Annotated in this window: 21 protein-coding genes and 1 tRNA gene; 6 read left to right on the top strand and 16 right to left on the bottom strand. The window is 69.6% G+C overall.

Features of this window, described 5'->3' with window-relative positions; genetic code table 11:
* Positions 1–65: 65 nt before the first annotated feature.
* The 7 genes from NLI01S_RS16750 to NLI01S_RS16725 form a co-directional block, all read right to left on the bottom strand.
* Positions 66–911, bottom strand: a complete 846-nt coding sequence (locus NLI01S_RS16750; protein WP_371850617.1) for an ABC transporter ATP-binding protein — start codon at positions 909–911, stop codon at positions 66–68.
* Entirely contained in the window at positions 908–1999 is a 1092-nt protein-coding gene (locus NLI01S_RS16745) for a FecCD family ABC transporter permease (protein WP_067605523.1), read from the bottom strand. The genes NLI01S_RS16750 and NLI01S_RS16745 overlap by 4 nt, the downstream gene beginning before the upstream one ends.
* Positions 1996–2961, bottom strand: coding sequence for a FecCD family ABC transporter permease (locus NLI01S_RS16740; RefSeq protein WP_084392664.1), 966 nt, complete (start codon positions 2959–2961; stop codon positions 1996–1998). Before NLI01S_RS16740 ends, NLI01S_RS16745 begins: the two co-directional genes overlap by 4 nt.
* Before the next feature lie 71 nt (positions 2962–3032).
* Positions 3033–4061, bottom strand: a complete 1029-nt coding sequence (locus tag NLI01S_RS16735) for an iron-siderophore ABC transporter substrate-binding protein (RefSeq protein ID WP_067605550.1) — start codon at positions 4059–4061, stop codon at positions 3033–3035.
* A 194-nt stretch (positions 4062–4255) separates the two neighbouring features.
* Positions 4256–4429 (bottom strand): hypothetical protein, encoded by a 174-nt coding sequence (locus NLI01S_RS25785; protein ID WP_157091058.1) that lies wholly within the window; start codon positions 4427–4429, stop codon positions 4256–4258.
* Positions 4430–4474: 45 nt separating this feature from the next.
* On the bottom strand, positions 4475–5626 hold the full coding sequence (locus NLI01S_RS16730; protein WP_067605517.1) for an FAD-dependent oxidoreductase: 1152 nt from the start codon (positions 5624–5626) through the stop codon (positions 4475–4477).
* A 117-nt stretch (positions 5627–5743) separates the two neighbouring features.
* On the bottom strand, positions 5744–7417 hold the full coding sequence (locus NLI01S_RS16725) for a glycoside hydrolase family 13 protein (protein WP_067605514.1): 1674 nt from the start codon (positions 7415–7417) through the stop codon (positions 5744–5746).
* 150 nt (positions 7418–7567) lie between these two features.
* On the opposite strand from NLI01S_RS16725, the gene NLI01S_RS16720 reads away from it, so the two are divergent.
* Positions 7568–8368, top strand: coding sequence for a cyclase family protein (locus NLI01S_RS16720; RefSeq protein WP_067605511.1), 801 nt, complete (start codon positions 7568–7570; stop codon positions 8366–8368).
* Positions 8369–8576: 208 nt separating this feature from the next.
* On the opposite strand, the gene NLI01S_RS16715 is transcribed toward NLI01S_RS16720, so the two are convergent.
* Positions 8577–9644 carry a TetR/AcrR family transcriptional regulator gene (locus NLI01S_RS16715; RefSeq protein ID WP_067605509.1) on the bottom strand — a complete coding sequence of 356 codons (1068 nt, stop codon included), beginning with the start codon at positions 9642–9644 and terminating at the stop codon, positions 8577–8579.
* 127 nt (positions 9645–9771) lie between these two features.
* Between NLI01S_RS16715 and NLI01S_RS16710 the strand changes: the two genes are divergently transcribed.
* From NLI01S_RS16710 to NLI01S_RS16700, 4 genes are all read left to right on the top strand, one after another.
* The gene (locus NLI01S_RS16710) at positions 9772–10731 is read left to right on the top strand and encodes an ATP-binding cassette domain-containing protein (protein ID WP_067605506.1); all 960 of its coding nucleotides are present in this window, start codon (positions 9772–9774) and stop codon (positions 10729–10731) included.
* On the top strand, positions 10728–10922 hold the full coding sequence (locus NLI01S_RS26450) for a hypothetical protein (RefSeq protein WP_223809273.1): 195 nt from the start codon (positions 10728–10730) through the stop codon (positions 10920–10922). The genes NLI01S_RS16710 and NLI01S_RS26450 overlap by 4 nt, the downstream gene beginning before the upstream one ends.
* 15 nt (positions 10923–10937) lie before the next feature.
* The gene (locus NLI01S_RS16705) at positions 10938–11534 is read left to right on the top strand and encodes an ABC transporter permease (RefSeq protein ID WP_223809275.1); all 597 of its coding nucleotides are present in this window, start codon (positions 10938–10940) and stop codon (positions 11532–11534) included.
* Between the two features lie 209 nt (positions 11535–11743).
* Positions 11744–12706 carry an alpha/beta fold hydrolase gene (locus NLI01S_RS16700; protein WP_067605505.1) on the top strand — a complete coding sequence of 321 codons (963 nt, stop codon included), beginning with the start codon at positions 11744–11746 and terminating at the stop codon, positions 12704–12706.
* Between the two features lie 7 nt (positions 12707–12713).
* Here the strand turns inward: NLI01S_RS16700 and NLI01S_RS25780 are convergent, their stop codons facing one another.
* From NLI01S_RS25780 to NLI01S_RS16670, 6 genes are all read right to left on the bottom strand, one after another.
* Positions 12714–12935, bottom strand: coding sequence for a hypothetical protein (locus tag NLI01S_RS25780; protein WP_190318495.1), 222 nt, complete (start codon positions 12933–12935; stop codon positions 12714–12716).
* A gap of 383 nt (positions 12936–13318) precedes the next feature.
* Positions 13319–14854, bottom strand: coding sequence for a polysaccharide lyase family 1 protein (locus NLI01S_RS16690; protein WP_157091057.1), 1536 nt, complete (start codon positions 14852–14854; stop codon positions 13319–13321).
* Between the two features lie 565 nt (positions 14855–15419).
* A tRNA-Val gene (locus NLI01S_RS16685) sits at positions 15420–15493 on the bottom strand.
* Between the two features lie 49 nt (positions 15494–15542).
* Complete coding sequence (locus tag NLI01S_RS16680; protein ID WP_067605499.1) at positions 15543–16001, bottom strand: peroxiredoxin; 459 nt, start codon at positions 15999–16001, stop codon at positions 15543–15545.
* 80 nt (positions 16002–16081) lie between these two features.
* Positions 16082–16507, bottom strand: a complete 426-nt coding sequence (locus NLI01S_RS16675) for a DUF3052 domain-containing protein (protein ID WP_067605496.1) — start codon at positions 16505–16507, stop codon at positions 16082–16084.
* A gap of 187 nt (positions 16508–16694) precedes the next feature.
* Positions 16695–17105: a secondary thiamine-phosphate synthase enzyme YjbQ gene (locus NLI01S_RS16670; RefSeq protein ID WP_067605493.1), complete on the bottom strand. Its 411-nt coding sequence runs from the start codon at positions 17103–17105 to the stop codon at positions 16695–16697.
* A 129-nt stretch (positions 17106–17234) separates the two neighbouring features.
* On the opposite strand from NLI01S_RS16670, the gene NLI01S_RS16665 reads away from it, so the two are divergent.
* Positions 17235–18896 carry an alkaline phosphatase D family protein gene (locus NLI01S_RS16665; protein ID WP_067605484.1) on the top strand — a complete coding sequence of 554 codons (1662 nt, stop codon included), beginning with the start codon at positions 17235–17237 and terminating at the stop codon, positions 18894–18896.
* A 61-nt stretch (positions 18897–18957) separates the two neighbouring features.
* On the opposite strand, the gene NLI01S_RS16660 is transcribed toward NLI01S_RS16665, so the two are convergent.
* Together NLI01S_RS16660 and NLI01S_RS16655 are read right to left on the bottom strand one after the other, a co-directional pair.
* Positions 18958–19974: a hypothetical protein gene (locus NLI01S_RS16660; RefSeq protein ID WP_190318494.1), complete on the bottom strand. Its 1017-nt coding sequence runs from the start codon at positions 19972–19974 to the stop codon at positions 18958–18960.
* Between the two features lie 304 nt (positions 19975–20278).
* Positions 20279–21523 carry a PucR family transcriptional regulator gene (locus NLI01S_RS16655; RefSeq protein ID WP_067605477.1) on the bottom strand — a complete coding sequence of 415 codons (1245 nt, stop codon included), beginning with the start codon at positions 21521–21523 and terminating at the stop codon, positions 20279–20281.
* Between the last annotated feature and the right edge of the window lie 240 nt (positions 21524–21763).

Here is a 21763-nt window from a genome sequence, read left to right as displayed (position 1 = left end):
TGCCGAACAGGGCGAAACCTTCGGCACACCCGAACGGGTGACCCCCGTGGCCGACGAGACGGTGGCTAACCCACTCTGGCGTGGTCGGAGTCCTCGCGCTCGCGCGGCCCTTCCGGTACGGCCCGCTCATGCGGGATGACCAGCGGGGTCCGGGTGCGCGGGTCGGGCATCACGTCGCAGTTCAACCCGAACACGGTGCGCACCCGGTCGGCGGTGACCACCTCGGCGGGCGCTCCGTCGGCAACGATCTCCCCGTCGCGCATCATCACCAGGCGGGTGGCGAACCGGGCCGCCTGCGCCAGGTCGTGCAGGACCGCCACGACGGTGCGACCCTGCCGGTGCAGTTCGGCGAACAGCTCCAGCAGGTCGTACTGGTGGGCGATGTCGAGGAACGTGGTGGGTTCGTCCAGCAGCAGGGTGGGGCTGTCCTGGGCCAGCACCATCGACACCCAGGCACGTTGACGCTGACCGCCCGACAGCGAGCCCACCTGGGTGTCGGCCAGGTCGGTCAGTCCGGTGAGTTCCAGGGCAGCGGCGATGGCGACCTCGTCCTCGGGGCTCCACTGGCGCAGCAGCGTGTGGTGGGGGAAACGTCCACGAGCGGCCAACGCCCGCACGGTGATGCCCTCCGGGGCCAGCGGGCTCTGCGGTAGCAGGGCGAGCTTGCGGGCCACCGCCTTGGCGCGCTGGGAGCGCACGTCCTCCCCGTGCAGCAGGACCTTGCCCCGGACCGGACGGTTCACCCGACCCAGCGCCTTGAGCAGGGTGGATTTCCCACAGCCGTTGGGGCCCACGATCACCACGAACTCGCCCTCGTCGACCTTCATGTCCAGGTCGGACACGACGGGGTCGCCCCCGTAGCCGAGGGTGAGGCTCCGAGCGGACAGCACGGGGGTGGTCTCGCCGTTCAAAGGGTTCCCTTTCGCCATTCGCGGATGAGCAGGTAGCCCAGGTACACGCCGCCCAGGGCCATGGTGAACACGCCGACCGGCAGACCGTCACCGACCGGGGACTGTTGCACGGCCAGGTCGGCGCAGACCAGGATCAGTGCGCCCACCACCGCGGACAGCACCAGGTTGGGGCCGGGCGCGGCACTGAGTCGGCGGGCGATCTGGGGCGCGGTCAGGGAGATGAACGCGATGGGTCCGGCGACGCTCACCGCGGCCGCCGACAACACCACCGAAAGCACGACCGCTCCGGTGCGCGTGGTGGTGGCGCCGGCCCCGAGGGAGTCGGCGAGTTCGTCGCCCATCTCGTTGACGGTGATGGGGCCGGCCAACGCCAGCACGAACGGTACGGCCAGGGCCACGGCCACCCAGATGGTGGCGGCGTGGTCCCAGGATCTGGCGGACAGGCTTCCGTTGACGTAGGAGGCGAGCACGCCGGCCTGGTCGCGGGCCATCACCGACACCACGAAGTGGGTGAGGGCGGTGGCCATGGCGGCCACTCCGATCCCGGCGATGATGAGACGGCCCGGGTCGCGCAGTCCCGTTCCGGTCACCAGGTACACGATCACGATGGCCAGGGACGCTCCGGCCAGTGCCCCCAAGGGGACGGGAACGATCCCGGGCAGCGCGAGCGCGGCGACGGAAGCGCCGGCCCCGGCACCGGCGGCGAGCCCGATCACGTCGGGGCTGCCAAGGGGGTTTCGGGTGACCGACTGGAACAGGGATCCGGCCAACCCCAGGGCCACACCGGTGCCGGCGGCGACGACCAGACGGGGGCCGCGCAGGCGTTCGAGGGCGAACAGGTGGGTCGCCTCACCCTGCCCGCCGAGCGCGGCGGGGATCTGGGCGAGGGGAATGCCCAGACGGCCGAGGCTGAGGGTGGCCGCGGCCGCCACGAGCAGCACCACCAGCAGCGCCGATCCGATGACGAGGGAACGCGGGTGGACGGGGAGGGCGAGCAGCCGCCCGACCCGCAGCACCCGTCGTGCGGGTTCGGGCGGCCCCCCGCGGGTGCTCTCGCTCTGCGTGGGCTCGGAGATCGTGCGGCTCATGAGGCCCCCTTCGTCCTGCGCAGCACGTACAGCAGTACCGGAGCGCCCACGAACGCGGTGACGACGCCGACCATGAGTTCCATGGGTCGCACCACCGTGCGCCCCACCACGTCGGCCACCAACAGCAGGGTCGGACCGACCAGCGCCGCGAAGGGCACCTGGACACGAAAGTCCACCCCCACCAGGGAGCGCACCACATGCGGCACGGCCAAACCGACGAAGGCGATGGGGCCCGCCGCGGCGGTCGCCCCGGAGGCCAGCAGCACCCCGGCGACAAGACCGCCGGCCCGGGTGACGGTGACGTTGGCCCCGGTGGCCACGGCCGCCTCGTCCCCTAGGGCCAAGGCGTTGAGGCCGCCCATGACGAACAGGGCCAGGACCAGGCCCAGGCCGATGACCGGCAGGACCGCGAGGACCACGTCCACGCCACGTCCGGCCAGGGAGCCCACCACCCAGTAGCGGTAGCTGTCGAAGACGTCGGGCATGCTGAGCGCCACCGCCTGGACGTAGGCGGTGAGGACGGCCGAGACGACCGCGCCCGCCAGCAGCAGACGCACCATACCCCCGTCGCCGCCGCGGGTTCCCACGGTGTAGGCGGCCAGTCCGGCCAGCAGGGCACCGGGCAGCGCCCACCAGACCGTTCCGGTGACCGAGGTGGGCCCGAGCAGTGCGGTGGCGGTCACCACGGCCGCCGCGGCACCCGCGTTCACGCCCAGCAGACCGGGGTCGGCCAGCGGGTTGCGGGTGACGCCCTGCATGAGCGTGCCTGCCAGCGCCAGGGCGGCACCGGCCAGCACACCGACGATCGTCCGGGGGATCCGGCTCTCCACCACGGTGACGATGTAGGGGTCGGCGCCACCGGTGAACACCCCCAGCACCTCCAGCGGAGGCGTGGGCTTGCTGCCCGCGACCAGACTGAGCAGAACCGCCCCGGCCAGGGCCGCCACGCCCACGCCCAACATGAGCGTGGCGCGGACGGGCCCGGCCTTGGGCGGTGCCGTCGTGCGTGTCTTCACGTTCACCTGGCGATGGGTCAGTCGTCGATCTCGGCGGCGGCCTCTTCGATGAGGGGCACGTACCGGTCGATGGTCCACGGAACGGTGAGCGGGTTGATCAGGGAGGAGGCGGTGACGAAGGCGTTGTCCTCACTGGCGACCACCGCACCGTCCTCGATCGCGGGGATGGCCGCGTACAGCTCCTGCTCCTCGATCTCCGCGCGCGACTCGGGGTCGCTGTAGAAGGTGAAGATCAGGTCGCTGTCGGAGAGTTGGTCGGCGTTCTCCAACCCGATGAGGGCCGAGTCGGTGCCCTCGGTCTCGGGGAAGGTCTCGACGATCGGGTCGACCTCCAGGCCCAGGCCGCGGACCATGGCCACGCGCTGTTCGTCGGGCAGGAAGACGCCGAGGGTGCCGGGGCCGTCGGTGTAGACGTAGGAGAAGGACAGGTCGGCGAACTCGGGGTGGTCCGCGGCGGCCTGCTCGAAGGTGTCCTCGATCTCGGTGACGAGGCCGGTGGCCTCCTCCGGCTTCCCGAGCGCCTCGCCGATGATCTCGATCTGCTGGTCCCAGTCGGTGCTCCACGGCAGGTCGGGGTAGGCGACCGTGGGGGCGATGTCGTTGAGGATGTCGAAGTCCTCCTGGGTGATGCCGGACCAGGGGGCGAGGATGACATCGGGGGCGAGTTCGATGATCGCTTCGAAGTCGATGTCGGCGGCGCCCGCGAACTGTTCGGGGAGTTCTTCGCCGGACTCGGTGACGGCCTCGTGGATCCAGGGCAGGTAGCCGGTGTCGTCGGCGCCCCACTCGTAGCTCTCGATTCCCACCGGGACCACGCCCAGGGCGATGGAGGTCTCGGCCGATCCCTGGCCGAGGGTGACCACGCGTTCGGGCCGCTCGGGGATCTCGGCGGTCCCCAGCGCGCTCTCCATCTCGATCGGGAAGGTGCCGTCGGCGGGGGCCGCGTCGCCGTCAACGCCGCTGTCGTCGGTACCGCAGGCGACCAGGCCCAGTGCCAGGGCGGTGGTGAGGCCGAGACCGCCGAAGCGGCGCAGAGTGGGGTTCATGCTCACTGCTTTCTTCGTCACGGGATGCGACCTCGTCGTACTCGGCGGGCCGTTTCGTACCGGGGGAGCGCCCGAGTCCGGGCAGCACGAAAGCCGGGCGTATCAGGACGAACCCGACCACAACCAAGGTTAGTCTAACCTCACTTGAGCCGATCCCAAAAAATCCGAACCCGCGCCCGGACCCGTTTCGAGGCTCAGGGGACCTCGGATCCCCCGGTGGGGTAGGGCTCACCCGGAGGGCTTGCGGCCTCCTCCACGACTCCACCATGGCTGTGGCCCGACAGGAGGACCGGCACCGGTTCGCCCAGGGGGTCGCCCTCCCTGCCGGCCACGTACTCCAGGTCCCCTCCCGCCCCGGAGACCGCCATCGCGCCGTGCAGGTAATAGAGCCGGTTCCGGACCTCCTCCGGGGGTCAGGGAGTGCGGTCGGTCAGCACGTTGCTCACACCGCCCAGATAGCCGATGAACCGCCGGGTGGCCATGGCTCCGAGCCGTTCACGACCCAGGAAACGCGGTGGGGCCAAACGCATGATCGCCTCCGCGCCGGAGGCCATCGAGGCGAGTGAGGCCGGGCCGCGGCGAGCCTTTTCGTACCGACGCAGCGCCCACGCGGGATCGCGTTCGACCCCCTCCTCACCCAGTACCCGGGTGAGCGCCCAGGCGTCCTCCAATGCCTGGTTGGCGCCCTGCGCGGTGGAGGGAGGGAACGTGTGCGCGGCGTCGCCCAGCAGGGTCGCCCCGCCCTCGCCCCAAACCCGCGGCACCCGGTGCCGGACGTGTTCGAACAGTTCGGGTTCGTCGTCGGCGGCGTGCTCCAGGACCGCGCGCACCCAGGGGTCCGTCCAGTCACCGAAGAGTCGGCGCAGCACACTCGCCGGGGACACCGGATGCCGCATGCCCGAACGCCAGCGCACGTCGAACCACCACTGCACCAGCCCGTCCCCGGCCGGCATGATCCCGCACATGCCCTGGCGGCCCTGGACCACCGCCGCGACCGTGCCCTCTGCGGCGTCCATGGGCACCTCGGTCAACGCCTGCCAACTGGCCCACCCGGTGGGGCGGACCGGGTCGCCGTCCCACAGGTCGCGTCGGGCGGCCGAACGCACCCCATCGGCGCCCACCACCACGTCACCGTCGGCGGAGGTCCCGTCGCCGAACAGCGCGCTCACCGAACCGTCCGGGTTCACCCGCACCCGGGTACAGATCCGCCCGTAGCGGATGGTGCCCTCGGGCAGACCGGAGGCGAGCAGCGCCAGCAGGTCCCGCCGGGGCACGGTGCGCGCCTCGAAGCCGTAGTGTTCGCGGGCCGCCTCCACGTCCAGGGTGTAGCGCACACGGCCGGAGGGATCACGGTTCTCCAGGCCGTCCAGACGGCGGCCGATCCCGGACACCTCGATCCCGAGCGCGTCCAGGGCGGCCACACCGTTGGAGCACAGGCCCAACCCGGCCCCACCGGTGCGCGGCCCCGTCGCGCGTTCGTGCACCTCGACCTCGTGCCCCTGGTCGAGCAGTCCGCGGGCCAGGGCGAGCCCGCCCACACCGGCTCCGACGATGACGACCCTCATGAAAGCTCCCAATCCGCTCGCTCGGCCTACAACACCGTACTGACGGATCGGGCCTGGGCGACGAACGGGCCGATCACGATCCGGTGATCGGCCCGCGGACGAAACGTCGATCGAGGCTCAGTCCAGGAGGTGGACGCGCGCCTCCCAGGGGCGCAGCGGGGCGAGCACCCGTTCGGGTTCGGGATAGTTGCCGATGAGCATCCGCCCACCGGTGCCCACGATGTCCCCCGACAGCTCCACCGGGGCCGCTCCCCCGCTCCAGTTGGCCAACACCAGCAGGGTCCGACCGTCGAGGGTACGGGTGTAGGCGAACACCCGGGGGTCGTCCTCCAACAGCGGCGCGTAGCGACCGTGCACGATGATCGGGTGCTCCTTGCGCAGCTCGATCAGGCGCCGGTAGTGGTGGAAGACCGAGTCGGGGTCGGCGACGGCCGCCTCCGCGTTGATCTCGGTGTGGTTGTCGTTGACCGCGATCCACGGCGTTCCGTCGGTGAAACCGGCCTGAGCCGAGGCGTCCCACTGTATGGGGGTACGGGCGTTGTCCCGGCTCATCCTGGCGATCCCCGCCATCGCCTTCTCGGAGTCGACCCGCCCGGTCACCACCATGGTGCGGTGGTGGTTGAGGGTCTCCAGGTCCCGGTGGTCGGTGATGTCGGAGAAGCCGGCGTTGGTCATGCCCAGTTCCTCGCCCTGGTAGACGTACGGGGTGCCCTGCATCATGTGCAGGGTGGTGGCCAGGGCCTTGGCCGACTCCACCCGGTACTCCCCGTCGTCGCCATAACGCGAGACCGACCGCGGCTGGTCGTGGTTGTTGAAGTAGAGGCTGTTCCATCCCACGTCGCCCAGGCCGGTCTGCCAGCGGCTCAGTGAGGCCTTGAACTCGACCAGGTCCAGTGGACGCGGATCGAACTTGCCGCCGGGGCCGTGGTCCAGGTCCACGTGTTCGAACTGGAACACCATGTTCAGTTCGCGGTTGATGGGGTTGGTGTGGACACGGGCCTGTTCCACGCTCACCCCGGGCATCTCACCGACGGTCAGCACGTCACGGCCGTCGAAGACCTCCCGGTGCATCTCGTGCAGGAACTCGTGCAGTCGGGGACCGTTCATGGCGTGGTCGGCGAAGATCCCGTAATCGCCGACCATCGGGCCGTCCGGCAGCTTCGGGTTCTTGGACACGAAGTTGATGACGTCCATGCGGAAACCGTCGGCGCCCCGGTCCAACCACCACCGGGCGACCTCGTGCACGGCCGAACGCACCTTCGGATTCTCCCAGTTCAGATCGGGCTGGGAAGGGCTGAACAGGTGCAGGTAGTACTCGTCACGGCCCGGGTCATGGGTCCAGGCGGGTCCGGAGAACACCGAACCCCAGTTGTTGGGCGGGCCGCCCTTGGTCCCGGGACGCCAGAAGTAGAAGTCGTCCTTGTCGGGGACCCCTGCGCGGGACGCTTCGAACCAGGGGTGCCGGTCGCTGGTGTGGTTGACCACCAGGTCCATCACCAGACGCATGCCACGCTCGTGCAGTCCATCGCGAAGCCGGTCCCAGTCCTGGAGGGTGCCGAATCGCGGATCGATGTCGATGTAGTCGCTGATGTCGTACCCGTTGTCGTCCCACGGAGAGGGGTAGACCGGGGACAGCCACACCACGTCCACCCCCAGCCGCTTCAGGTAGTCGAGTCTGCCGATGATCCCGGGCAGATCCCCGATCCCGTCACCGTTGCTGTCGTTGAAGCTGCTCGGGTAGATCTGGTAGACGACACTGGACTTCCACCACTCGGCACCGGCCTCGGGCATGGGCTTCCTCCCCCATTGGACGTTGCGACCATTCAATCGGTCCGACCGCCCGAACGGGAGGGAAACGGCCACCCGGAACCAGAATCCGGTTGAAGCGGGTGGCGCACCGGGGATATCCCGGGCGAGACCACTCAGGCGGCAGGAGGACCCATGTGTCTGCACGGAACCGGTGAGACCGTTCGTTCGCGTACGGAAGGGGCCACGCGCGCCCCGACGCCGACGCGGCCCGCGGGCGTGCGTTCGTGGCCCGGCGGGTTCGGTCGGGTCGTGGACCTCACCCACACCATCTCCCCCGACATGCCATCCTGGGACGAGGTGAAACCGGCTCGTGAGACGTTGAGCCCGCCCGCACCGGAGGGTGGGTTCGGGTTCTACCTGCAACGATGGAGCCTGACCGAGCACACCGGGACCCACCTGGACGCACCCGGACACGTGATCGGCGGCGGACGGCTGGTGCCCGACATCACGCCCGAGGAGCTCGTCGTGCCGGCGGTGGTACTGGACATCCGGGAGCGCGCGGCGCAGGATCCCGACACCACGGTGGGAGTGGACGACGTGCTCGCGTTCGAGCGCGAACACGGGCCGATCCCCGAGGGCACGGCGGTGTTGATGTGTTCGGGGTGGAGCGCCAGGTGGGCCGAGGGCGACGCGGCGGTACGGGGTCTGGACCAGGACGGTTCCTGGCACTTCCCCGGCTTCTCACCACAGGTGTGCGAGTTCCTGGTGGAGCGGCGCTCAGTGGCCGGTTTCGGGGTGGACACCTTGAGCAGCGACCCGGGGAACTCGACCGACTTCCCCGCCCACGAGGCGATCGGCCGCGCCGACCGGTGGGGGTTGGAGGCGCTGACGGGGTTGGACCGCTTGCCTCCCATGGGCGCGACGCTCACGGTGGGGGTGCTGCCCGGCCTGGACGCCTCGGGCGGACCCGGTCGGGTACTCGCGCTGTGGTGAGACGGCCGGCCCGGGAGGGTCGGTTCCGGCGGTCGGTCGGTCCCGAGGTGCGGGAATCCTCGTATCGGGGGCCCACCCCGGCAGCAGGAACGTCGCCTTCGACGCCCACGCTCCACGCGGGGTCCGGGTCTCCCGGCACGAGCGCCACCCCGACCACGAGACCGGGGCCTGGAACCACACGGCGGGGCCCACTCGGGATGGCTCCCCCTCAGTCCGCGGTCGCCGCACCCGTCCGCACGGGGTCGGCGGCGAAGGCGGCCACCGCGTGACCCGCGCCCCGCCCCTCGGCCCGAGCGACGATCCGGCCGTCTTCGACCCACAGCGCGGACTCGGTCTCTCCATCCGGGTCGACCACGCCGGCCATGGCGGCGACGTCGGACTCCGGCACGATCCGCGCCCGGGTCCACGCCCGGGCCGGGAAGGCCCGGGACAGGTGCCCCCGCAGCTCGGCGACGACCAGTCGGATCAGCGGCAGGAGTTCACCCGGATCGTCGGTGACCGGGACCAGGGTGACCGGCGCACCCTCGGGCGCGGCGCGCAGAGCCTCCTCCAACGCCTCCAGCCGGTGCGGACCGAGCACCACCACGATCCCGGTGTCCACCGTCACCGATGCGCGGGTCAGCAGGTCGAACCCGGTGGGGGCCTCCCAGGGCTCGTTCGCGGCCCGAGCGAGTGGGACGTGGGCGATGTGCGGCAGCGGCCAGGCGTCCTCCAGGTCGAGTTCGGCCAGGTGCTCACAGGCGCGGATGACCGCGAAGGGGTCGGTGAAGCCGGGCGCCGCGGCGGCGAGCCGCTCCGCCCCATGCAAGGTGGTGAGCACGCTCTGCGCCACCCGGACGCGGCGACCACGCGGATCCAGGTGTTCCAGGGCGATACCGAGCAGGACCGACTCCAGCATGGCGAGTCGGGCGAAGACCGAGCCCAACCGGGCGTCGGCGGTGATCTCGGCCATGACGTCGGCGCCCGCTCGTTCGTCGCCGCCGATGGGCGGTCGGGCCACCCGGGAGCGGGCGAAGTCGCCCAGGGCCCGTTCGACGGTGGTGTCGTCGATCTTCCCCGGTGGGGTCTCTTCGGCGGCCTGGGCCAGGGCTGCGAAGTACAGGGCGCGCTTGCCCGGGAAGTTGGAGTAGACGGCCCCGCGGGTGAGTTCGGCGCGCGCGGCGATGCGGTCGATGCCGGTGCCACGGAATCCGTGTTCGGCGAACTCCTCGCGGGCCGCGGCGAGCACCTTCGCCCGATTGTGTTCCTGCTGCTGGGCCCTGTTGAGCCGAACCATCGTCCTCCTAGCCGCGGTGTGCCACCCATCCTACGTTGAGATACCGCAAACACTCGGATACCTTAACCATCCAGATGACGCCATCATTTCAAGTTGAACACCGCTGCGAAAGCGAGTGAGGCACACCATGACCGACTACGCCTTCCACGCCCGGGGGCTGGTGAAACGGTTCGGGAAGACGACCGCGCTTGCCGGGGTGGACCTGTCCGCCCATCCCGGTTCCGTCCTCGGCGTCCTGGGCCCCAACGGAGCGGGCAAGACCACCGCCATCCGGATCCTGGCCACCCTCGCCCGCCCCGACGAGGGCACCGCCACCGTCGGCGGCCACGACGTCGTCCGCGAGGCGGCCCGAGTGCGTCGACTGATCGGGCTCACCGGGCAGGGCTGCATGCTCGACGAGGAGCTGACCGGCACGGCCAACCTGGTCCTGATCGGCCGACTCCTGGACCTGGGCAAGGCCGGGGCCACAGACCGGGCCCACCGACTCCTCGAACGCTTCGAACTCACCGACGCCGCCCGGCGTCCGGTCACCACCTACTCCGGAGGGATGCGACGCCGGCTGGACCTGGCGGCCTCGCTCGTGGGCCGACCCCACGTGGTCTTCCTCGACGAACCCTCGGTCGGCCTGGACCCGGGCAAACGCGAGGAACTGTGGCGCATGGTCCGCGAACTCACCGCCGAGGGCACCACCGTCCTGCTCACCACCCAGTATTTGGAGGAGGCCGACGCGCTGGCCGACGCCATCGCCGTGATCGACCACGGCCGGGTGATCGCCGACGGCACCCCGGCCGAACTCAAACGCGTGGTCGGCGGTCAGGCCGTCTCGCTGCGCCCCACCGACCCCGCCCTGGTTCCGACCGCCGCCCTGGCCATGGAGCGGGTCACCGGCCGCGCGCCCGACCACACGGGCGGCCACACCCTGTCCGTCCCGGTCGATGGCGACGCCACCGCCTGGGAACTGGCCCGTGCCCTGCGCGAGGCGAACATACGGGTCACCGAGTTCTCCCTGCACCTGCCGAGCCTGGACGAGGTGTTCTTCGCCCTGACCGGCGCCTCTCGCGACACCCACGAGGAGGAGACCGCATGAACGCCCCCACCATGCTCCGACGACCGGCCGCCCCGGCCCGGCCCGCCGCCCTGATCCGACACGGCATCGTGCTGGCCCGACGGAGCCTGGCCAAATCCCTGCGCAACCCGGGGAGCCTGGTCAACGGGGTGATGACCCCGGCGATCTTCATGGTCCTGTTCGTGTACCTGTTCGGTGGCTCGGTGTCCTGATCCACCGACGCCTACCTGCAGTACCTGTTCCCCGGGGTGCTGGTGATGGGCGCGGGCATCGCCGGGATGCTCTCCTCCGGACTCAACATCAACATCGACATGGAGAAGGGTGTCCACGACCGGTTCCGCAGCCTGCCCATCGGTCGCTCCGCGCCGCTGCTCGGTTCGGTCCTGGCCGACCTGGTCCGGTACGTGATCACCGTGCTGATCCTGTTCGCCATCGGGTTCCTCATGGGCTTCCGGGTGGAGACCGACGCGGTTTCGGCGATCGCCGCCTCCGCCCTGGCGATCGGCTTCGGGTTCGCGCTGAGCTGGGTGATGGTGTTCCTCGGGGTGCTCATGCGCGACGAGACCACCGTCATGGCGTTGACCTTCATCGCGATCCTGCCACTGCTCCTGGGCACCAGCATGGCGGCACCGGTGGAGACCCTGCCCGACTGGCTGCGGAGCTGGGCGGGGATCAACCCGGTCACCCACGTCATGGACGCCGGTCGGGCCTTGCTCACCGGGACACCGATCGGGAACACCGTCACCTGGACGCTGGCCTGGTCGGCGGGGTTGGTCGCGGTGTTCGCCCCGTTATCGGTGTGGGCGTTCGACCGCGAACGCTGACCCCGGTGCTTCCCGGTCGGTGCGTCCACATCGGCCGGGAAAGCCCTTCCCCGCCTCGTCTCGACGTCTAGAGTGGGCGAACGGTACGGGTGGTTCGTCGGCGGGCGAGGCCCGCGCCTGCTGGACGGCGATCCACGACGAACCGCCCGCGGAGTGGCGGCTGTGGCATTCGTCGGCGCCCGCCCCGAAGCGTTGAAGGAGGAACCGACATGAACCTCGAACACCACCACGTCGAGGTCAACGGACTGCGGTTGCACGTGGCCGAACAGGGTGAGGGACCGCTCGTCCTACTCCTGCACGGTTTCCCGGAGAGCTGGTACTCCTGGCGGCACCAGTTCGCCCCACTGGCCGAGGCCGGGTACCGGGTGGTCGCCCCCGACCAGCGCGGATACGCGCGCAGCGACCGGGCGGCGAGCGTGGACGAGTACTCCATGCCGCACCTGGTCGGTGACGTCGTCGCGCTGATCTCCGCGTTGGGTGCCGAGGACGCCGTGGTGGTGGGACACGACTGGGGCGCCCCGGTCGCGTGGAGCACCGCACTGGTCCGCCCCGACCTGGTACGGGGCGTGGTGGGTCTGAGCGTGCCGCCCGTGCCACCGGCGGGCATGCCCTCGATCGAGTCCTCTCGGAGGATCTACGGGGACCGCTACTACCAGTCCTACTTCCAGGAACCCGGCCGCGCCGACGCGGAACTGGCCGCGGACCCGGCCGTCACGCTTCGCCGACTGCTGGTCACCGCCTCCGGTGATGGCCCCTCCCCCGAGCCCGTGCCGTGGATCGTCCCCGAGGGCGCGGGTGTGGTGGACTCCCTGCCCGAACCGTCCGAGCTGCCCGTCTGGTTGACCACGAAGGACCTGGCGGTGTTCACCGAGGACTACTCGGCTCCGGACGCCTTCACCGGGCCGCTGAACTGGTACCGCAACATCGACCGGAACCAGGGGCTGATGGCGGCCTTCCAGGGTCTGCGGATCGAGGCGCCGGCGCTGTACGTGGTCGGTGACAAGGACATGGTCATCGCGCTGAAGGGCGTTCCGGAACTACGGGAGGTGTTGACGGGGATCGTGCCGAAGCTGCACGCCGACATCACGCTTCCCGGTTGCGGCCACTGGACCCAGCAAGAGCGCCCCGAAGAGGTGAACACGGCCCTGTTGGACTTTCTACGATCCCTATAGCCCTCGCTCATCCAGGCGCCCATCGACAACTCGGTTCGGTCCACGCGAAGGCCGTCGGCCACAGGCCGCTGTCGTTGTCCAGGCAGGCCTGCGCGGAGAACCCGAACGTGGGATAGCGCTCCTCGTCCATCCGGCCGCTGCGGAAATAGCACACGACCTTGCCCTTCCTGGCGTAGGCGGGTTGGCCGTACCAGAGCTCGGGGGCCGGGTCCGATGCGGCGGTCCTCACGAGGGTGCGCACCCACTCGGCCGGTTCCCGGCCCCTTCCGGCATCGAGGCGCTTTCGTCCCACACCTCCCGCGCGTCGGCCGCCGCCTTGTCCGCGGAGGTCCTTGTTCCCACCGCTGCTCATCGCTGTTCCCGTGCCCCTCGTACCGTGTGGTGGTTCCCACGGTAAAGACCCGGGCCGGGCGAGGCGTATCGATTCCTGCCCGGTTACGCAAGACCGTTTCCAGGAGGAACGATGGAACGACCCTGCGGGAGGGACTCGGTCCTCCGACAGGGTCGTCCCGGGAAAGTGGCTTCCGGGTGGATCGGCCACGCCCCGGCCCGGCTCACCACCATGCTCCGAACTCTCTCCGTCAGGTGGCGGGGGCACACGCCTTCCGGAGACTAGCCGGCGTAGGTCTCGAACTCGGCGACGCGCGGTGTGCCGTTCGATCCGGTGATCTCGAAGTTGATCTTCCGAAGCGTCGTCGGTTCGAAGGTGATGGCGCCCGCTCCACCGCCGCTCGCCAGGACGGCACCGGTGGCGTGATCGGTGACCCGCCACGAGCCGATGTTGCCTTCGGCTCCGGCCGCCTCACGGATGTTGATCGCGGAGACCGTGGTTTCGGAGCCCCACTTGACCGAGATACGACCGGTCGAGCCACTCGGTGACCAGTAGGTACTCATGTCGCCGTCGAGGACGTTCCCGTAGCTGGTCCCAGAGGCCTTACCGGAACCGTCTGCGCCCGCTCCGATGCTGAGGTTGGTCCCGTCGGGGGGATCCGTCGGCTCCGGGTCGGTCGGCTCGGGGTCCGTCGGCTCGGGGTCGGTCGGTTCGGGGTCGGTCGGCTCCTCCGCTTCGCAGTCGCCGTCCGAGGTCCGGTTGCCCTTGTCCGCGCCCGCCGTCCGGTCCAGCACGTCCAGCACGCAGCCGGCGTCGTCGAGCTCGTAGGGGTACGGGATACTCACCGAGGTGTTGGACCGCGGGTCGGGCCCGGCGGGGTGGTTCTCGTCGCCCTCACTGGACCAGGTCACGTTGTCGAAGATGTTGCCACCGACCTCCCAGGAGCCCATCTCATCGGTGTAGAAGGTGCCCAGGACGTCCTTGGAGTCCTCGAAGTGGTTGTTCTCCACCTTCGCGCTGGCCCCGGCCCTGGAGTTGATGCCGGACTTGTGCAGGTCCACGTAGTAGTTGTTGTACATGTGCCCGATACCGCCGCGCAGGAGTGGGGCGCGCGAGTCGATGTTCTCGTAGCGGTTGTGGTGGTACGTGACGTAGCCGTTCGAGCGGTCGCTCTCGCTGGACCCGACCAGTCCGCCGCGGCCGGAGTTACGCAGGATGCTGTAGGAGAGGGTGACGTACCGGGTGTTGTTCTTCAGGTCGAAGAGACCGTCGTAGCCCTCCGATTCCCCACCCGACGCCTCCAGGGTGACATGGTCGACCCAGACGTTACGGACGTCACTCTCCATACCGATGGCGTCGCCGCCGTTGGAGGTGGGGGAGCCGGACTTCTTGACGTTCCGGACGGTCACGTTCTGGATGATGATGTTGCTGGACTCCCGGACGTGGATGCCCAACTGGTCGAAAACGGCTCCGTCGCCGGTACCGATGATCGTGACGTTACTGATCTTCTTGAGCTCGATCACATCGTCGGCGGTGTCGCAACCGTCGCCCGACACCTTGGAGGTGTTGCCGTGGTCGATGGTCCCCTCCACCTCGATGATGATCGGGGTGTCGGTGCCGGCCCGGTCGCACAAGGCCTCGTGGATCTGGGTTCCCGTCGTGGCACGTACCGTCTGCCCGCCCGCCCCGCCGGTGGTCCCGCCGTTCTGGGTCGCGTAACCCGTGGCTTCACCGACCTGCGCCGACGCAGAGGTCGTCGGCAGGGCCAGACCGGCCGCCACCGTGACCGCAGCGGCCGCCACGGCCAGCGTCGGCACGAGCCGACTCTTGTTTGATCGCCTCACTGCTCACCCTTCGTAGTAGAGCATGAGCATTCACCTGCTCTACACCCGAGAGTAAAGAAAGCGCTTTCCGTGTCAAGAGGGGTTAATGCAACCGTTTGTAAGAAGTCAGAACCTCCACACCGTCCATCATGCCTGTGTACTGCGACCTCATAAGCAAGCGACCGGATTTCGGAATCGATCGCCCTGAAGCCTGCAACCGCTTGGCTTGGAGGGGTTCCCCTCTGACCGACACCCGGGCCCTCCGGCGGGCCCGGAAACGAGAGGTCCCGTGAACGATCAGGTGACGAGACGATCCGGCGAGGTGGCCGAAGGCCACGAACCCAGGGTCGCCCTGAGCCCATGGACCCTGGGCAAGCCGACTACGACCCACGAAGCGCAGCCTCGCGTTGTAAGAGATCGCTCCACCCACCCCGCCGATCTGCGCGGCCCCGGCCGCAGGGGGTGCCTCGGGGGGTCGGGGGGTCTCCCCCGGCGGGAACGACGAAACGACCCCGCGAAGCGGCCGGAGGCCGCCGAGCAGGGTCGTCCGAGAGTGGAGTGGGCGCGAAGGGACTCGAACCCCTGGCCTATTGCTTGTAAGGCAATTGCTCTAACCAACTGAGCTACGCGCCCGCTGCTTCGCGAGTGATCATACCGCTTCACGGAGCCGGATGCGCCCGGTTTATCCGTTCAGGGACCGGACCCGCGCAAGGTACTCGGTCACGTCCCTGGCCTGACCGATCGGGGTGAGGGTCGACCAGGCGACGGTGCCCTCGGAGTCGATGAGGAAGGTTCCTCGGCGGGCGACCCCTCGTTCGGGGTCGAACACCCCGTAGGCCTGGGCGGTGGCGCCGTGCGGCCAAAAGTCCGACAGCAGCGCGAACGGGAAGTCCTCCCGGTCCGACCAGGTGCGCAGAGCGAAGGTGGAGTCCACCGAGATCGCCAGCACGGTGACGCCGAGCTCCTTGAACCCGGCGTGGTTCTCCTTCAGGTCGGCGAGTTCGCCCGAGCAGATACCGGAGAAGGCCAACGGGTAGAAGACCAGCAGCGCGGGTGCGCCCCGCGGCAGGGTGGTGTCCTGACCGTACTGGTCCTGAAGGGTGAACGCGGGGGCGATGTCGCCCTCGGTGACGTGTCTCATGTTCACATTCACTCGGGTCGGCGCACGGATGGGTGCCGGCGCCCGCCACTCGGCGGGCGCCCTGCCGCGTCTTGGCCCGTTTACCGCTTGGGGACGACCAGGCGGGTGCCCGACCACTCCTCACCGATGCTGACCGCACTGGTCTGGGACAGCCCCGAGGTGTTGGCCGCCTCGGCGACGTCGTTGGGGGACACGTGCAGATCACGTCCCGCCTTAGGGGTCAGGACCAGGATGGTCCCGCCGTCGGCGATGGTGGTCACCGTGTCCATCAGGGCGTCGGTGAGGTCGTCTTCCTCGTCGGACCGCCACCACAGAAGTGCGGCGTCGACATCGCCGTCGTAGTCCTCGTCGACCAGCGCTTCGCCGGTGAGTTCGGCGATGGAAGCGCGCAGTCCCTCGTCGACATCGTCGTCGAAGCCGAATTCCTGCACCACCTGACCCGGCTTGAATCCGAGTCGGTCAGCCAAGCCGCGTTCGCTTTGTGCCTGGCCCGCGGTCGCGCTCACGAAAGTTCTCCTCCACAGATGGTTTTTATCAATCTTGCCTGCCGAAGCAGTCGTCATAACGATGTCGGGCTTTTCGCCGCCCGTCGCGTGGGTCCGTAACCATCGCTGATGGTCTAGTTCACACGGTAGTGCCTTCTGGCGTCAACGCGCCGGCGATCACGCCACACTCGGGGCCCGCACGCGCCGTCTAATCGGCGTTGAGGTAGGACAGCCGGACCTTGCGGTCGGGGTTGTCCACGTTCAGGTCGACGACGGCGATGGACTGCCAGGTTCCCAGTTCGAGTCTGCCCCCGACCACCGGGACGGTGGTCTGTGGAGCGACGTACGCAGGCATGACGTGCGAGCGCCCGTGCCCCTGGGTGCCGTGCTTGTGACGCCAACGGTCGTCCGCCGGAAGCAGGTCGGCCAAGGAGGCGAGCAGGTCGTCGTCGGACCCCGCTCCCAGTTCGATGATCGCCACGCCCGCCGTCGCGTGCGGGACGAAGACGTTGAGCAATCCGTCGCCCCCGGTCTCGGCGACGAAGTCACCACACCGCCCGGTGATGTCGGTGATGCTCTCCGAGCCACCGGTGTGCAGCTCAAGGATCTGTGTCCGCATAGCGCCCACCTTCGCGCAGCGCGGGCTCGGGTGCAACCATCCGCCGTGAACCTGTGGATGGCGGAACCCTCCCGTAAGGGCCATACTCGTCGTCAACGTGCACGGACATGAACGAAAGAAGGGATAAGGGTGACTGTCTCGTTACGTCTGGGACCGCAGCTGCGGCACGTGGGAACCTCCACGGCGACGGTGTGGATGGAGACCGACGCCCCCTGTGACGTGCGGGTCCGGTTGGAGAACGGTCTGGTCGGCACCGCACGGACCTTCACGGTCCACGGTCATCACTACGCCGTGTGCGAAATCGAGGGTCTGCCGTCGGGCGCAGCCCTGTCCTATGAGGTCTTTCTCGGTGAGGACCGGGTCTGGCCCGAACCCGAAAGCCCGATGCCGCCCAGCGTCGTGCGCACCCTGGACGGATCGGCGCGGACCCGATTGCTGTACGGATCGTGCCGCACGCCCACCGGCGATACCCCTGAGGGGCTGGTGCGCTATGGCCCGGACCTGTTGCGCGCCACCGCCCGGCGCCTGGTCACCGAGTCGGTGGAGGGCAACCTGGTGCTGTTGCTCATCGGAGACCAGGTGTACGCGGACGAGCTCCAGGAGCCGATGCGCGCCTACCTGCGCCAGACGCGCGGAGACGACACCGACGACGCCCCCGACGATGAGGTGGTGCGCTACGACGAGTACGCCGAGCTGTACCGACAGGCCTGGTCGGACCCGCAGGTGCGGTGGCTGTTGTCGACCGTGCCCACCCTGATGGTCTTCGACGACCACGACATCCGCGACGACTGGAACACCTCCGCGGCCTGGCGTCGGTCCATGGACGAACGACCGTGGTGGCGTACGCGGGTGACGAGCGGCCTGGGCGCCTACTGGGTGTACCAGCACGTGGGTAATCTCTCCCCGGAGGACAGGGCCAAGGACCCCTTGTCGGCCGAGTTGAGGGACCACGCCGAGCAGGGGAAGGACGCCGCCGACGCGGTCGACTCCTTCGCCTGGCGCGCGCACGTCGAACCCTCCTCCTACCGGTGGAGTCACCGGCACGACATCGGCGACGTACGGGTGTTGGTGACCGACACACGTTGTGGCCGCGCGCTGGGCGAGGGCGACCCCTGGGACGGCTCCCGATCGATCCTCGGGCCGCGGGGCCACACCTGGCTGGACGAGAACCTCACCGGCGGCCCGGAACACGTCGTGGTGGCCTCCACCGTGCCCGTGCTCCTGCCACCCGCCGTGCACCATCTGGAGGCCTGGAACGAAGCCGTGTGCGGCGGCGCCTGGGGATCGGCCATGCGAGGGCCGGCGGAGAGGCTGCGTCAGGCCCTGGACCTGGAGCACTGGGGTGCCTTCCAATACTCGTTCCACCGACTGGCCGACGCGGTGCTGGAGGTGGCCCGCGGGGAACGCGGCCCGGCTCCGGCCACGGTGCTCCTGCTCGGCGGGGACGTGCACTTCTCCTACCTGGCACGGGCGCACGCCCGTTCGGGTAGGACGACCTCCCGGGTGACCCAGTTGGTCTCCTCGGCGCTGTGCAACCAGTTGCCGGTCAACTTCCGTCGGGCGGCCACCCTGTCGGCGAGCGCGCCCTTCCATCTTGCGGGCGTGGTCATGGCCAGGCTGTCCGGGGTCCGGCGTGGGCCGCTGCGGTGGCGGTTGGCCGAGAAGCCCTACTTCGGCAACACCATCGGCGAGGTGGACTTCGACGGCCGTGAGGCGTGGGCGCGTTGGTACGACTGCCCGCGGGGCGGCGACACCACCCCGGCCGAGGTCCGTCGTTCGGTGGAGTTGTGACCGGGGCCGAACACACGTGTGGTGGTGTCCCGGAGCCGGGACACCACCACGAGCGGTCGTTCTAGGGCTTGTGCGAGGGCGGGCGGCGGCCGGCGTGGCCACGGCGGCGGTTGCGCACGCTCAGGCCGAGGGCGCCACCCTGGTCCAGGATCTGCCGGGCGGCCCGGCCCACCGTGGCGCCCGGACCCCATGAGGAGGCCGCCACCTCGTTCTTGGTCGATTCGGCCGGGATGTCGTTCTCGTCCCCGTCCTTCTTCGCCTCTTCCTCGGCGGGCACGTCCTCAGCGGACGCGTCCCGTTCCCGCTCCAAGTGCGGGATAAGCGCCGTGGGCTCGTTGTCCGCGTCCTCCTCCGGAAGCGCCCGCAGCTTGCGCGTGCGCTGTAGCGTCCCGTCCTCGGACCCGGCCTTGTCGTCCTCGACGGCGGGCGTGGTCGGCTCGGTCGGGTTGGCCCGCTCGGTCGCCACGGCGTTCTTCCAGGCCTTGTCCTGCTCCTGGTCCTGGATCTTCTGCTGGGCCAGACGACGGGCTCGTTCGGTGCGCCAGGCACGGAAGGAACGGGCCAGGGGTGTGGCGATGGGCCAGGTCACCTTGGCCGGGCGCGACAGGGCGTGCCATAGGTAGGCGGTGGTGCCCCAGGCCTCCATGGCACGGCGCGCCCGCGTGATGGTGAAGAAGGTGGGCATGGCCAGCAACAACTGCGGCCAGGCCAGGGCCAGCGCGGCGAACAGCGGGTACATGCCACCGCCGATGATCGCCGCGCAAGCGCCGATGACCATCGGGGCCAGCGCCAGGGCCAGCCTGAGCTGGGTGAACTGACGGAACCGGTGCAGGGACCGCCGTGCCGAGACCGGCGGAGCCAACCCTTCCGGCAACGGTGTGGGCTGCACGACGGCGGCCAGCAACAGCGAGGCCACGCCCACGCTGGCGGCCAGAAGGATCGTCCAACCGGCCGCGGAGAAGGTGCCTCCCACCAGGAGGTAGACCAGCCCCAGGAGAGGGAGCGGAGCCGGGACCCAGAACAGGACCCGTCTGCGGAGCTCGCCTTCCTGCGTCGGCTGCAGAACGAAATCGATCACCGGGCGTAGTACCCGAAACCTCTTCCTCGGTCGCTCGACCACTGCGTTGGACCCCCCAAGAACGTCGTGACGGAGCGGTGCGGGGAACCTCGCCCGAGGGTTTTCGTCGCCTCTTGGTTCGACCCGCAACCTGCCCGTATCAAATCTATCTCTTTCGCGTGGTCCCCGGGCGCAGACGGTCGGTAACAGACATACCCGACGCTGGTGAAACTTCCATAAGAGAAGCGATTTGCCAGGCAACGATCAGGTTACGCCGAATCCCGACCGCTGTCTCGACCTTGGCTGATTCCGGTCTCACGAGGCGTCAGGATCGGGTTTCGGACAATCTTCCGAGGGCCACCGCCACACGCAGAACGAAGGAGCCTCGACCGTCCGACGGAATGTGTCCGGTGAGTTCGGCGATGCGGCTGAGGCGGTAGCGCACCGTGTTCGGGTGTACGAAGAGCATGCGCGCGGTGGCCTCCAGTGAGGACGCGTGCTCCAGGTACACCGAGAGCGTGTCCAGCAGTGGGGAGCCGGCCCCCTGCAGGGGCAGGTACACCTCCTCCACCAACTGGCGGCGCGCGTCGGTGTCGCCTTCGAGGGCGCGTTCGGGCAGCAGGTCGTCGGAGAGCACCGGCCGGGGCGCGTCGGGCCAGGCCACCGCCGCGCGCAGCCCCTGGACGGCGGCGCGCACCGACGTTCCGGCCGAGCGTAGGTCGGGGACGGCGGGACCGACCACCACCGGGCCGGGGCCGAAGAGCCCGGCCAGGGGTTCGGCGGCCGCGGCGGGCAGGTCGTCCGCCGGGTAGCGATCGCCCACGCCCACGACGACGACCACGCGGCTCCCCTGTAGTCCGGCGAGCACGTCATGGCCCAGTCGTCGAGCGGCGGCCCGCAGGTCGTCCATGGCCTTGCCGCCTTCGCGGTCGCCCAGGTCGCCGACGATCGCGATCACCGAGGTGTGCGACCACCCCAGGGCCGACCCCCAGGTCTGTAGTCCGTCCTCTCGGTCCCCGTGCAGCAAGGCGTCGACGATGAGCGCCTCCAGGCGCGCGTCCCAAGCGCCCCGGGCCTCGGCCGCTCGGGCGTAGACCTTCGCGGAGCTGAACGCGACCTCCCGCGTGTAACGCAGGATCGCCTCGCGCAGTTGCTGGGCGCCGCCGGGGGCCGCCAGGTCGTCGACCTCGCCCTCCACCACCTCGATGACCACCCGGATCATGTCGACGGTCTGTTGGAGGGAGACCGAACGGGTGAGCTCGCGCGGGGCCGTGCCGAAGACCTCCACGGTGATGGCGGGGCGGCCTCGTTGCGGGTTGCGGAACCAGTCCACGAAGGCGGCCACCCCGGACTGGGCGACCAGCCCGATCCAGGATCGGTCCTGGGCGGACATCCTGCGGAACCAGGCGAGCCGCTCCTCCATGCGGGCCACGGCGGCGGTGCCCAGGGTCCCCATGGAGCGCTCCAGGCGGCGTACGGTCTCCGTGCGGATCTCGTCCGGTTCTACGACGGCCGGAGCGTCCGTGCCGTCCTCTGAGTGGTCCTCGGGTTGCCTGGCTTCGGTGTTCACACTCTTAGGTTCGCATCCCGCACCGACCTGTTCGCGGCCTCACCACCGTGTCGGCGGTCACCCCCTGGGCGGGAGTCGGTCGGCGCGGCACTCGGAGGGTGCGCGTACGGTCGGAAACAGTGACCTCTTCCACCGGTTCCGGGTTCTCGCGGACGGCCCCGAACCGGTTTTGTGGATCCCCTACAAACGAGTTCGATCGAACTTCGTGTCCCTCCCCATCCAACTGGCGATCTCCTACAG

Origin of the sequence: Nocardiopsis listeri NBRC 13360, from assembly GCF_001570765.1 — a bacterium.
GTDB lineage: Bacteria > Actinomycetota > Actinomycetes > Streptosporangiales > Streptosporangiaceae > Nocardiopsis > Nocardiopsis listeri.
The sequence above is the reverse complement of the archived record's forward strand: the minus strand, read 5'-3'. Positions and strand labels throughout refer to the sequence as shown.